Origin of the sequence: Lacunisphaera limnophila (genome assembly GCF_001746835.1) — a bacterium.
Taxonomy (GTDB): Bacteria; Verrucomicrobiota; Verrucomicrobiia; order Opitutales; family Opitutaceae; genus Lacunisphaera; species Lacunisphaera limnophila.
Map to the genome: position 1 here is coordinate 2,347,568 of NZ_CP016094.1, position 12,135 is coordinate 2,359,702.

12 protein-coding genes are annotated in these 12,135 nt (G+C 67.8%); 5 read left to right on the plus strand and 7 right to left on the minus strand.

Features of this window, described 5'->3' with window-relative positions:
• Positions 1-72: 72 nt before the first annotated feature.
• From Verru16B_RS09780 to purD, 3 genes are all read right to left on the minus strand, one after another.
• The gene (locus tag Verru16B_RS09780; RefSeq protein ID WP_069962110.1) at positions 73-558 is read right to left on the minus strand and encodes an arsenate reductase/protein-tyrosine-phosphatase family protein; all 486 of its coding nucleotides are present in this window, start codon (positions 556-558) and stop codon (positions 73-75) included.
• Between the two features lie 137 nt (positions 559-695).
• On the minus strand, positions 696-1,322 hold the full coding sequence (locus tag Verru16B_RS09785) for a hypothetical protein (RefSeq protein ID WP_157772368.1): 627 nt from the start codon (positions 1,320-1,322) through the stop codon (positions 696-698).
• Positions 1,319-2,608, minus strand: coding sequence for a phosphoribosylamine--glycine ligase (gene purD, locus Verru16B_RS09790; protein WP_069962112.1), 1,290 nt, complete (start codon positions 2,606-2,608; stop codon positions 1,319-1,321). The genes Verru16B_RS09785 and purD overlap by 4 nt, the downstream gene beginning before the upstream one ends.
• 115 nt (positions 2,609-2,723) lie before the next feature.
• Between purD and Verru16B_RS09795 the strand changes: the two genes are divergently transcribed.
• A complete protein-coding gene (locus tag Verru16B_RS09795; RefSeq protein WP_069962113.1) occupies positions 2,724-4,517 on the plus strand; it encodes an RNA polymerase sigma factor in 1,794 nt (597 codons plus the stop codon).
• 25 nt (positions 4,518-4,542) lie between these two features.
• On the opposite strand, the gene Verru16B_RS09800 is transcribed toward Verru16B_RS09795, so the two are convergent.
• Both Verru16B_RS09800 and Verru16B_RS18595 read right to left on the minus strand, forming a co-directional pair.
• Complete coding sequence (locus tag Verru16B_RS09800) at positions 4,543-6,453, minus strand: LOG family protein (protein WP_069962114.1); 1,911 nt, start codon at positions 6,451-6,453, stop codon at positions 4,543-4,545.
• Positions 6,454-6,620: 167 nt separating this feature from the next.
• Positions 6,621-6,872: a hypothetical protein gene (locus tag Verru16B_RS18595; protein WP_069962115.1), complete on the minus strand. Its 252-nt coding sequence runs from the start codon at positions 6,870-6,872 to the stop codon at positions 6,621-6,623.
• On the opposite strand from Verru16B_RS18595, the gene Verru16B_RS09810 reads away from it, so the two are divergent.
• From Verru16B_RS09810 to queG, 3 genes are all read left to right on the plus strand, one after another.
• Complete coding sequence (locus Verru16B_RS09810) at positions 6,847-7,515, plus strand: FKBP-type peptidyl-prolyl cis-trans isomerase (protein ID WP_157772369.1); 669 nt, start codon at positions 6,847-6,849, stop codon at positions 7,513-7,515. The genes Verru16B_RS18595 and Verru16B_RS09810 overlap by 26 nt on opposite strands.
• A gap of 127 nt (positions 7,516-7,642) precedes the next feature.
• A complete protein-coding gene (locus tag Verru16B_RS09815) occupies positions 7,643-8,170 on the plus strand; it encodes a shikimate kinase (protein ID WP_069962117.1) in 528 nt (175 codons plus the stop codon).
• Entirely contained in the window at positions 8,167-9,348 is a 1,182-nt protein-coding gene (gene queG, locus Verru16B_RS09820; RefSeq protein WP_237023382.1) for a tRNA epoxyqueuosine(34) reductase QueG, read from the plus strand. The genes Verru16B_RS09815 and queG overlap by 4 nt, the downstream gene beginning before the upstream one ends.
• Positions 9,349-9,355: 7 nt before the next feature.
• Here the strand turns inward: queG and Verru16B_RS09825 are convergent, their stop codons facing one another.
• Together Verru16B_RS09825 and Verru16B_RS09830 are read right to left on the minus strand one after the other, a co-directional pair.
• Positions 9,356-9,760, minus strand: a complete 405-nt coding sequence (locus Verru16B_RS09825; protein WP_069962118.1) for an acyl-CoA thioesterase — start codon at positions 9,758-9,760, stop codon at positions 9,356-9,358.
• Positions 9,757-10,944 carry a glycosyltransferase family 4 protein gene (locus Verru16B_RS09830; protein WP_069962119.1) on the minus strand — a complete coding sequence of 396 codons (1,188 nt, stop codon included), beginning with the start codon at positions 10,942-10,944 and terminating at the stop codon, positions 9,757-9,759. Before Verru16B_RS09830 ends, Verru16B_RS09825 begins: the two co-directional genes overlap by 4 nt.
• Positions 10,945-11,304: 360 nt before the next feature.
• Between Verru16B_RS09830 and Verru16B_RS09835 the strand changes: the two genes are divergently transcribed.
• Complete coding sequence (locus tag Verru16B_RS09835) at positions 11,305-12,081, plus strand: ApeI family dehydratase (RefSeq protein WP_069962120.1); 777 nt, start codon at positions 11,305-11,307, stop codon at positions 12,079-12,081.
• Positions 12,082-12,135: the final 54 nt, after the last annotated feature.

Here is a 12,135-nt window from a genome sequence, read left to right on the forward strand (position 1 = left end):
CGGTTTTCGAATCCGGAGACAAAGGCAGCCCGGCCGGGCGCAATCCGCAATCAGAAATCCCGGCGGTGCGTGTCACGTCTTGGCCGTGAGCCGCTTAAGGAACTCGATGATCGACGGCACCGCCTCGACCATCTCATCGCGGCAGGATTCGTAGAGCCGCAGGGGGCCGCCGTAGGGGTCGCCGATCTCGTGGGCCGCAGGGGCGGGCAGGAATTCGCGGAAGAGGTGGAGGTGGGTCGGGGCCGGGCGGGCGCGGGAGCGGATGATGCTGCGGTGGGATTCGGTCATGCCGAAGACGACGAGGGCGTCGTCGAGCATCTTCTGGGTGAGTCCCTGGCTGTGCAGGTGGCTGATATCGATGCCGACCTTGCGGAGGGCGACGACGGAGTTCTCGGAAATGGGCTCGCCGGTGTGGGCGGCGACGCCGGCGGAGATGACCTTGAGGCTGCGCAGGGGTTCGGGCTGGGCCAGGAGCGCGTGGGCGAGCAGACCCTGGCCCATCGGGCTGCGGCAGATGTTGCCAGTGCAGACGACGAGGATGTGGCCGGGTTTGGGCATGAAGCTTGGGTCTGGGATCTAGGTGATAGGGTCTGGGCCGGGAAGCTAAAGGCTGAAAAACAGAAAGGCAAAAAGCGCCGGGTTGAGTCTGAGCGGAGCTCGCCGGCCGGCGGCCAGGGTGCGCCGCTACCGGGTAACTACCGTTTCAGCGCCAGCAGGGCCCGGTGCAGGTGGACGGCGCGCTGGAGCACGCGGTCGGTGGGTCGGGCGTTGACGGGGGCGTCGGCTCCGCCGCTTGGGGCGCCGGGTTCCGGCGGCGTGGCCTCGGGATGACCGAGCTTGAATTCCTGCACCAGGGTGGCCTCGTCATAACGCTCCTTTTCAATCGTGCCGGAGATGAGATCGGCAAGGGGGGTGCCGGTGGCGAGGGCGTCGTAGGCGCGGCGGTCGTCTGCTGCGGACTGGCTCACGACGACCTGCGGCGCGGGCTGCGAACCGGCGATGCCAAGGGTGAGCACGGGGGCGGGCAGGTGTTGGGCGAGGGCGGCCGGGGTGGCGGGGCTGACCAGCACGAAAAGTCGGGCGTCGGCGGGGCGGGCGGCGAGCGCAGCGGCAAAAGAGGTCACGGCCTCGGGGGTCGCCGTGGCGTGGCGCAGGTCGAGCACGAGCGCGGTGGCCCCGGCGAGCGGCTTGATCGACTCGTCCAGGGAATGGGCACGGAGGTAGCCGAGGCCTTGGCCGAGGTCGGTGAGCTCGGTGGCGGCAGCCGTGACCGAGAGCAGAAACGTCGCGAGCAAGCTCGCTCCCACAAGAAATGGTTTCATGGGCGGGTCAGCTGCCGGGCGCCGATGTCGCGGCGGTAGTATTTGGCCACGCACTGGATCTGGTCGCAGGCGGTGTAGGCGCGGTCGGCGGCCTCGCGGAGGGTCGGGGCGAGGGCGGTGACGCCGAGCACGCGGCCTCCATTCATCACGATCTGGCCGGCGGCGTTTTTGGTCGTGCCGGCGTGGATGATCGTGGTTTGCGGGGGAAGCATGGCCGGGAAGGTGATCACGTCTCCCTTCGGGTAATTATCCGGGTAGCCTTTGGCGGCGACGACGACGCAGAGGGCGGCGTCGGGGCGCACCTCGATCTCCATGCCGCGCAGTTCGCCGCGGGCGGCCGCCCAGAGCAGGGCGAGAAAATCGCTGGTGATGCGGGGGAGCACGACCTGGGTTTCGGGGTCGCCGAAGCGGGTGTTGTATTCCAGCACGCTCGGGCCGTCCGCGGTGAGCATGATGCCGATGAAGAGGGTGCCGCGGAAGTCCATGCCCTCGGCGGCGATGGCGTCGACGGAGGGTTTCACGATCTCGCGATCGATGCGGGCGAGGAGTTCGGGCGTGACCACCTCGGCGGGCGAGTAGGTGCCCATGCCGCCGGTGTTGGGACCAGTGTCGCCGTCGCCGATGCGCTTGTGGTCCTGCGAGACGGGGAGAATGACGTAGTCGCGGCCGGACACGACGACGAGGATCGAGGTCTCGTCGCCGAACATGCAGTCCTCGATGAGAATCTGGCTGCCGGCGGAGCCGAATTTGTTGCCCGCGAGCATGTCGCGCACGGCGGCCTCGGCCTCGGCGAGGGTCTGGGCGACGATGACGCCTTTGCCGGCGGCGAGGCCGTCGGCCTTGATGACGATCGGGGCGCCGCGTTTTTGGAGGTAGGCGAGGGCGGGCTCGATCGCGGTGAAGATGCCGGCGGGGGCGGTGGGGATGTTATACTTCAGCAGGATCTGCTTGGTGAAGACCTTGGAGGCCTCGAGGCGGGCGCCGTCGGCCTTGGGGCCGTAGGCGGGAATGCCGGCTTGCATGAGGGCGTCGACGAGACCCAGCGAGAGCGGGACCTCGGGGCCGACGACGACGAAGTCCACTTTTTCACGCTGCGCGAGTTCAACCAGGCCGGGGATGTTGTCGGCGGCGACGGGAAAGCAGGTGGCATCGGCGGCGATGCCGGCGTTGCCGGGGGCGCAGAGGAGGCGCGGCTTCGCCGGCGAAAGGGCAAGAGATTTGGCGAGGGCATGCTCGCGGCCGCCGGAGCCGACGATGAGGACGGAGGAGGGAAGAGGATTAGCCACGGATGGCACAGATGGACACGGATAAAGGCGGGCGTCCAGCCGAGTCTGCGGGTCCGTTATTTGTCGGATTTTTGTGCGGTTCTTCGGGCGGGCGGCGGTTACAAGGGGAATGAGCATGTCACCCGACCTCGAACTTCTGCAGCGCTACGCGCGGCACCGGGACGAACGCGCTTTTCGCGCCCTCGTCGAGCAGCACCTGGCCTTGGTCTATTCCGCCGCCCTTCGTCGCACGGGCGGCCGGGCCCCGCTGGCGGAGGAGATCAGCCAGAAGGTATTCGCCGACCTGGCCCGCAAGGCCGGATCGCTGTACCGCCATCCGGCCCTGGCCGCCTGGCTGCACCGCAGCACCCGCTATGCGGCCATCGACGCTATCCGCGCCGAGGCCCGCCGTCAAAAACTGCAGGAAACCATTGCAACCATGCCGGAAGATCACGCAGAAAAAACCGAATCGGTGGAATGGGCGCAATTGCGTCCCGTGCTGGACGAGGCGATGGACCAGCTGAAGGAGTCGGACCGGGCCGTGATGTTCCTGCGCTATTTCGACGGGCTGAGCTTCGGGGAGGTGGGGGAACGGCTGGGGCTTTCGGAAAATGCCGCGCGCATGCGGGCCGAGCGGGCGCTCGACAAGCTGCGGCACCAACTGGGCCGGCGCGGCGTGACCTCGACCGCCGGGGCGCTCGGGCTGTTGATCGCCAACCGGGCGGTAGCAGCCACCCCGGAGGGGCTGGCAAGTAGTGTGGCGGGGGCGGCGCTGAGCCAGGCGGCGGAGGCGACCGGTATTGTGTCGGTGCTCGTGGGCAGTCGCGTCATCGCATGGAGCGCGCTGACCATCGCCGTGGCGGGGACTGGCTTCGCAGGCTGGCGCTGGGCGGGCCCCGGGCGGCACAGCGGGGCAATGCCGGAGATGGCGATCGCGGCTGACGGCTTTGCGGCCACGGCCTTGGACGTCTACCGGATCATGGCGCTGGTGCACCCGACCGGGGGTGACCGGCCGGCGGCTGGAACTTCGGCCACGCCGGTCGTTCCGGCGGACAACGGCCTGGCCGCCGCACGCGCAGTCATGCTGAATTTCGCCGAGGCGTCCCGCGCCCGGGATGTCCCGCGGCTGGCGCAGCTGCTTACCTTCGACGCCAAGGGCGCCGAGGTGGCGCGCGGGATCCTGGCGAAGATCCCGCCGGCGCTGCGGGAGCAATTGCGCACGCCGGAAGAGCTGTTCGCGTTCTTCTACGCCACCGACACGCTGCTTTCGCCCGTGCCACCGGCCAAGTTCCTAGAGACCTTTATCGCGACGGAAATGAAGCCGGGGCGCGCCGCCGTGCACCGGCCCGGGACGGCGCCGCGCGGCCTGGAGTTTGTCCTGACGGACGAAGGCTGGAAGCATGAGATCCCCACCTCCTACCTCACGATTCTGGCAAACCGCATCCTGAGCAACGAAACGCTGGCGAAACTAAACGCCCTCCCCGAGATCCGCGGCCACGCGGCCACGACCGGACCGGTCCAGACGGGGACCGCCCGGGCGGCGCTGGCCAGCTATGCGGCGGCGTGCAACCGGGGCGATATCCCGGCGGTGACCGCGATGCTACATTTCGATCCGGGCGCGCGGGTGAAGGCGCTCGCCTTCATGGATTCGCTGCCCCCGGCAATGAAGGGCAAATGGCGCAGTCCGGAGGAGCTGGCGGCGGACTTGTTCGTCGACGGCGCGGTCGGCAATCCCTTCCCAACGGACGTGGTCCTCGCGACCGCGACCGAGAAAACGGCGGGTGACCGCCGGGTAATCCTGCTGCTGCCGGATGCGACCCGGGACCGCTTTGAATTCGAGCAGACCGATGCCGGGTGGAAGTACGTCGTCACCGAGGCCATGGTGGACGGCTATCTTCAGCGCCTGGCCGCGGGGGCCGCCCGCCCCTGAAGCGCGGGGCGGAGCGGCGGGGCGCTTACAGCACCTTCAGCGTCTTGCGGTAGAAGGCGATGACCTCGGCGGGGTCGTCGGTGAAGAGGATGTAGTCGCGCATCCAGGCGGGGGAGCGCTTCTGGTTGATCATCTCCTCGACCTGCTTCCGCAGGTTGCCCCAGAACTTCGCGTTGAAGAACACGTAGGGGACGCGCGGGCGGATACCGAGCTTGAGGTTGCAGAGCTCGATGCCGATCTCTTCCAGAGTGCCGACACCGCCGACGTTGAAGATGCAAAAGTCCGCCGCCTCGAACCATTTTTGGCGGAAGTGGCGGGAGTTTTCCTGGAAGGTGTTGAAGAAATCCACGCCGAGCTCGGGCGGCTGGGCCTCGAGTTCGAGGAAGCAGGCGCCGGTGAGGGCGCCCTTGTCGCGGGCCTGCTCGGTGGCGAGGCGCATGACGCCACCGCCGCCGCCGGTGAGCACGCCGAGGTTGGAGCCCATGAAGGCGGTGAGCTGGTGCACGAGGGCGGAGATGCGGTCGGTGTCGGCCTGGTCGAGGCCGACGGCGGAGCCGTAGAAGGCAAGGATCGTGGCTTCCTGGAACTTGCGGGCCATCTCCTCGCGCACGAAGAAGCCGTGGTCGCGGCGGTAGGTGTTCAGGTAGAGTTCCTTGGTCATCTCATCGTACCAGTAGACGGGGATGCCGAGGGAGTGGAAGGTGTCGAGACGGGCGTGGGCGTTGCTCGAGAGGAAGTAGCCGTGGGTGCGCGAGGCCTTGCGAAAGATGATCCGCTTGAGCCGGATGTCGCCGAGGCGCGTGACGAGTTCGGTGTGCTCGAGCAGGTCGGGGAAGTAGTCGACGATGAGGGTGTCGGCCTCGGGCGTATGGGCGTCGAGGGCCTGGATCATGGTGCGGGCGCCGATGGGGCAGGCGTCCTGGGCGAGGAGTTTCTTGAGGTCCTCGTCGCCAGCGCGGACGAGGAGGGAGCGATTTTCCATCGTGGCGGACTGGCCGCGGACGGAGATCTTGGTGCGCGGGCGGGCCTCGGTGTGGTCGACGGCGGGGGAGGCATCGAGGCACTTGTAGAGGGTTTTCGCGGTGGCGAGGAGGCGCTGGCGTTTTTTCGCGAGGGTCTTGAACTCGGGGTCCTCGGGCGGCGGGGCGCGGAAAATGTCGACCGAGACCATGGGGTTCACCACGGGCTGTTCGCCGGTGTTGTAGATCTCGAGCATGATGTTGGTGCCGGAGGTCTTGACGGGGTCGAGGAGGATGGCGGAGGTGTGGAGGCCGAAGTTGCCCTCGCCGGGGCTGAGCACGACGAAGTGCTCGCGGAGGTACATGGAGCAGCTGGTGAGCACGCCGGAGTGGGGCGGGATGGTCAGCGGCGAGGCGTCGTGGCGGACCTGGACCTTGTCGAGGAAGGAGCGGCCGGCGTAGCCCGACGCGATGTGCTCGAAGTTCACCCGGATGAGGCGGGGATTGAGGGTGTAGCTGACCGGGTGGGGCGTGAAGAAGACGCGGCCGGAGCTGTCGATGGAGAGGGTGTTCGGGAGCTTGAGCTGGTTCTCGCGGATGGCGGTCCAGACCTCGGTGGCGGAGAGCTTGGCGGCGGCGGGGGCGTGGAAGAGGCGGCCGACCGGGACGCCGGGGCGCAGGAGTTTCTGCCAGTAGCCCGCGTTGGGGAAGCTGGCGTCGTAGAGGAAGGCCTCGATGGTGAGGAGGAGGCGGTTGCCGTCGATGGCGGGGGTGCCGACCGTGACCATCTCGATGCCGATGCGGGCGAGCGAGCTGCGTTCGGTGAAGCGGAGGGAGGCGAGGTGGGTGCGGAGGAACTCCATCTCGGCCGGTTGGCGCGGCCAGAAGGCCACCGCGAGGGTGACGCGATCGGGGCTCTTGGCGCGGACGGTGAGGATCTGGCCGTCGGTGCTGTGCCAGAATTGGTTTTCGTTCATGGGATTGGGCAGGGTGGGGGACGCGGCGGGGGGAGACAAGCCCGGGATGGGACCGTTCCCCGAGGGAGAATTGCCGTGTAAGGGATTGATTTTTGCCGGGCGGGTGGGCAGTTTCGCGCGCTTTGACGGCACAAACCCACCCGGGCCGTTTCCCAACCGGGCACCCCTCATTCATGAAACTCAGCACCTCCCTCCTCACCGGCCTCGTTTGCGCCGGTCTGTTCGTTGCCGCCACCGCGCAGGACGCGGTCAAATTTGAAGTTCCGGGCGTCACCGCCCCGGCCAAGCCGGCGGCGGCCCCGCCGCCAAGCCCGCGGCCCGGCGCCGAAGCCGGCCGCGGCCGCCGCCCCGGCCGCCACCCCGGCGGCGACCCCGGCCGCCCCCGCCGCGGCGGTGCAGTACTCCGACGCGCAGCTCATGGAGGCGTATGGCTACATCTTCGTGCTCGAGAGCCGCATGGCCAGCCAGCTGCAGGCGCTGGAGATTTCCCCGGCGCTGCGGGAGTCGATGGTGCGCGGCATTGCCCTGGCGATGGCCGGCAAGGAACTCCCTTACGATCCGCAGCAGGTCCAGACCCAGCTCCAGGATTTCCTGGGCAAGCGCCAGGCCGCCTTCATGGCGAAGATCAAGCAGGCCCAGCTGACCGCCGGCACGGAGTACTTTGCCAAGCTCAAGGAAAACAAGAACGTCGTCGAGCTGCCCAGCGGCCTGCGTTATGAGATCACGCAGCCGGGCAAGGGCGCGGTGGCGAAGCCGGGTCAGCTCGTCACGATCCATTACACGGGCTCGCTCGCGAGCGGCCAGGTGTTTGATTCCAGCATCGAGCGCGGCCAGCCCGCGGAATTCGTGCTGACGGCGGCCACGGCGCAGACGCCCAACGGGGTCATCCCGGGCATGTTCGAGGGCATCCAGAAGACGGGCGTGGGCGGCAAGATCAAGCTGCACATCCCGCCGTCGCTGGCCTACGGCGATGAAGGCGCCCCCGGAGCGATCCCGCCCGGTGCGACGCTGATCTTCGACATCGAGATCGTGGGCGTGAAGGACGCGCCCGCCGCCAAGTAAGCGCGACCCCGCACACGGGATAGGATTCACGCCTCCCCTGACCGGGAGGCGTTTTTTTTGGGGCGCATGACCGGTGCGAAGCGGTCTTGCGCCGGCCCGGGGCCGGGTGTTGGCTCGGGGCCCACGCATGGACAGCAACCTCTATCTCGTCGGATTCATGGGCACCGGCAAAAGCACCGTCGGCCGGCTGGTGGCGCGGCAGACCGGTTTCGCCTTCCTGGACAGCGACCACGAGATCGAGCGGCAACAGGGCAAGCCGGTGACGCAGATCTTCGCAGAGTTGGGCGAGCCGGCCTTCCGGGCGATGGAGCGGGAATTCATCGAGCGCGGCCATCCGGCGAAACGGTGCGTGGTTTCGTGCGGCGGCGGACTCGTGGTGACGCCGGGGATGTTGCCGGTCCTCCGGGCCCGCGGGGTGGTCATCTGCCTGCATGCCCCGATCGAGACGATTTTGGAGCGCACGCGACATGCCACGCACCGGCCCCTGCTGACGGTGGATAATCCGGAACAACGCCTGCGCGATCTCTACGCCCAGCGGGAGGAAATCTACCGGCGCAGCGGCACGATGGTGCTGACGGACAAGCGGCCCCTGCGGGAGATCGCCGCGCATGTGCTGCGAATTTACCGGCAGGAAGCGGGGCCGGCGGGCAAATGAACAGCGGGGCCGGCCGGCGGATGGAGGGGTTGCCGCGTGAGGCGCTGCGCGAACGGTTGCATGGCTTGGGGTTTGACGAGGTGCGTTTTGCCCGGGCCGGCCGGGAGGCCGGAGCCGGTCTGCGCGACTGGTTAGGGGCGGGGCACCACGCCGACATGGCCTGGATGGAACGCACGGCGGAGAAGCGCGGCGCGGCTGACTTGGTGCTCCCGGGGGTGAAGACCGTCGTCATGCTGGGGGTCAATTACGGACCGGGGGCGGCGGAGAACGGAAGTCCGGGTGCGGAAGACAGGCCCCGGTGGGCACAGTATGCGTTGTATGAGGATTATCATGACACGATCGAACCGGCGCTGGCCGCGGCGGGCCGGGTATTGGAGGAGGAACTGGGCCTGGTGGCGGCGGATAACCGACCGTATGTGGACACCGGCCCGGTGCTGGAGCGCGGGTGGGCGGCGCGGAGCGGGCTCGGGTTCCGGGGCAAGAACGCGATGCTGATCTCGCGCACGCATGGCAACTGGCTGTTCCTGGCCTGCATCCTGACGCGGGGCGATATCGCCCCCGACGAACCCCTGCGGCCGGCGGCGGAGCGCCCCGGGAAGGAGGAGCCGGCGGGTTTGCTTTGTGGCAAATGCACGCGGTGCCTTGACGCGTGTCCGACCCAGGCGTTCCCGGCCCCCGGGGTGGTCGATGCGCGGCGCTGCATTTCCTACCACACGATCGAGAACAAGGGCATCATCCCACGGGAGCTGCGGGCGGGCATCGGCACGCGGATCTACGGGTGCGATGTTTGCCTCGAGGTCTGTCCGTGGAACCGGTTTGCCGCCGAGGGGCGGCGGCTGCTGTTGTCCGCGCGGGGTGACATCGCGGAGCTCGCGCTGGCGGAGATCCTCGCGCTGAGCCCGGCGCGCTATGCGGAGGTGTTCCGGCGCACGCCGATCAAGCGGTTGAAGCTGACCGGGCTGCTGCGCAACGCCTGTGTGGTGGCGGGCAACACCGGCGACCGCGCGCTGTTGCCGGCACTGGTGGCGCTGGCCGGGCATGAGTCCGCGGTGGTGCGGGCGCATGCGGTGTGGGCCGTGCAGAAAATCGCGGGAAACGGGGCGGACGGCCTGCTGGCCGCCGCGCGGGCCGGGGAGACGGACGCGGGCGTACTGGCGGAATACGCGGCCGGGGCTTAGACCGGACCTACGGGGCGAACAGTTCCTGCATCCGCGCGACCAGGGTGGCGGGAGGGCGGACGGGTTCACCGGCCTTGTTGATGAAGACGTGGGTGGTGAAACCGGTGACGAGCAGCTCGTCGCCGCGGCGGACTTCATACTCGAGATGGATCCGGAGCGAAGGGCGCTCCTTGAGCCGGGTGATGATGGTGAGCGTGTCGTCGTAGAGGGCGGGGCGCTGGTATTTCACGCCGAGCTCGATCACGGGCAGCAGGTAGCCCTGGGACTCGAGCTCGCGGTAGGGGAAGCCGCATTCCTTGAGCAGGGTGGTGCGGCCGACCTCGAACCACGGCAGGTAATTGCCGTGGTAAACGATGCCCATCATGTCGGTTTCGGCGTAGCGGACGGTGATCTGGGAGCGGGATTCGATCATGGTTCTGACGGGGGAGCGGGCGGCGGGGGCGGGCCAAAGAGGGCGAGGGCAGAGTCGTGCCAGGTGCGGGCGAGGGCACGGGTCCGCCCGGCCTCGCCGAAGCGACGGCGCAGGGCGGGGTCGGCCAGCAGGCGGGCGAAGGCCTGGGTGAGGCCCGGGCGGTCGCCGGGTTGCACCAGGAGGCCGGTCGCTTCATGGACGACCGCCTCGGGGACGCCGCCGATGTCATGGGCCACGATGGGCAGGCCGTGGGCGCCGGCCTCGAGGTAGACCAGACCGAAGCCCTCGACACTGTGTTTGTGGGGCATGCTGGTCATGGCAAAGATGTCGGCCTGCGCGTAGATGGCGCCCAGTTGGTCGTCGGGAATATCCCCGATGAACCGGACGGTGAAGCCCGCGGAAGCGGCGGCGGCGGTCAGCTGCCGGTCATAGTTTTCCTTCCCGTGACCGCCGACCAGCCAGTATTCGAGGGTGGCGCGTTGGGCGGCGGGCAGGGCCTGGAGGGCGTGGATGACCTCGAGTTGGCCCTTGCGCGGGTTAAGGCGTGCGACGGTGAGGATGATGGTGCGGGCCCCGGGCAGGGCGGCCGGGGCGGACTGCGTGAGGCGGAGGTCCGGGCGCAGGGCGCCCGGGGTGACGACGACCTTGGGTGCAGCGGTGGGGAAGTGTTTTTCCAGCAGGCGGCGGGCATAGTCGCTGACTACGCTGACCCGGTCGGTCTGGGCCAGCAGGTGGTTGGTGCTCCAGCGCAAAAGCCGGCGCGAACCCAGCCGCTGGATCTCGGAGCCATGGAAGGTGAGCAGCAGGCGGGCCGGCCGGATCGTGTCGAAATACTGCAGCAGCAGCATGGCGAGCAGGGGGCCGGGCTCCGGGATGTAGAGGGTGGCGTTGTTCAGGCGGCGGGCGTGGCCCAGAAGCTCGCGGGCCATGCGCCATTGGCTGACCAAGCTGTGGTCGCCGGCGAGGGTCAGGCGGCGCACCTGAAACGGCCAGGCGGGTTCAAGCAGGCCAGCCGGGAGGGCGGGGGCCCAGACTTCCACCGCATAGCCCATGGCCGCGGCGGCCCGGCCCATCTCCGCGGCGTACACGGCGATACCGCCGCGATGCGGAAAAAACTCGTGCGTGACGAGGATGAGCGGGGCCGGCACGGCGGCGGTGGGACTGGACCCCGGGGTCGTCGGCATGGTTGTCAAAAGGGGATGAACATGAGGCACGGGATGCCGGAAAGGGGGATGTCGGCGGTCATACTCGGCCTAGTCAACAAGCTTAATCATCCGTGGCGTCTGCGTATTTTTACGAAACCCCGGGAAGGATTTTGAGGTTTACATGTCATGTCCCCGCAACAATCTGTTTCACTAATGGCACAGTCAGTTAACAACCCCTCAGGGGTCACCCTCAAGCCGTTTACGGCGGAAGACGATAACAACTTGAGAGAGTCGCTTAAGCGCTGTTCTGCGGCTACTTATGAAGCGGCAGCCCAATTTCGCAAGACGGGTAATACGGAGCATCTGCCGGCCATTGTTCTGGGTATCATCGAGCGTTACGTGGAGCCGGACCTGCGCGCCAAATTGAAGGATGCTGATGATGATCTGCGGATTATCGAGGATCTGGGCATTGATTCCCTGACGATGATGGAAATCGTCGTGCTAGTGGAGGATGTACTCCAGATGACCATCAACAACGAGGAGCTGCGGCACCTGCGTACGGTCGGCGACGTGAAGACTTTCATTGAGTACAAGGTTCGCGGTCTCCCGCTGCCCAAGCCGACGAAGTTCATCCCGATCGAGCAGATCGTGTCGGTCATGCCCATCCAGCCCCCGTTCCTTTTCCTGGGCGAGGCCTCGGTGAGTGCGCATGGCGCCAACGCCAAGTACAAGATCAGCGGCCAGGAGTTCTTCCTGCAGGGTCATTTCAAGGACAACCCGGTGTTGCCGGCCTCCATCATGCTGGAGGCGTTGGGCCAGCTGGCCGTGCTGTTCCTCCTGGAGGGGCAGGTGGGCGAGGGCGGCAAGACCGTCGATCACCGCACCATTTTCTTCACCTCCTGCGAGGGGGTGCGTTGCCACCGCATCTGCCGGCCGGGCGATGTGCTCAGTCTTTCGATCAAGCCCAAGCGGCTCAAGTCCCCCCTGGCCACGTTTGAGGGCCAGATCCGGGTCGGACAGGAGAAGGCCGCGATCGCCGAGGAAATCACGCTGACGTTCGCGTATGCCGAGGAAGTCGCCCAGCCGACCATCCCGCAGGTTTCCGTGGCGCCCGCCGAGCAGCCCGTGGCGGTCAGTCCGGTCAAGCCGAAGGCCAAGACCGCGGCCAGCGCCTGAGTGGCCCGGTGATTGACCCCCGGCGCAAAACGCGCCTTGCTCGACGCTGTCGTG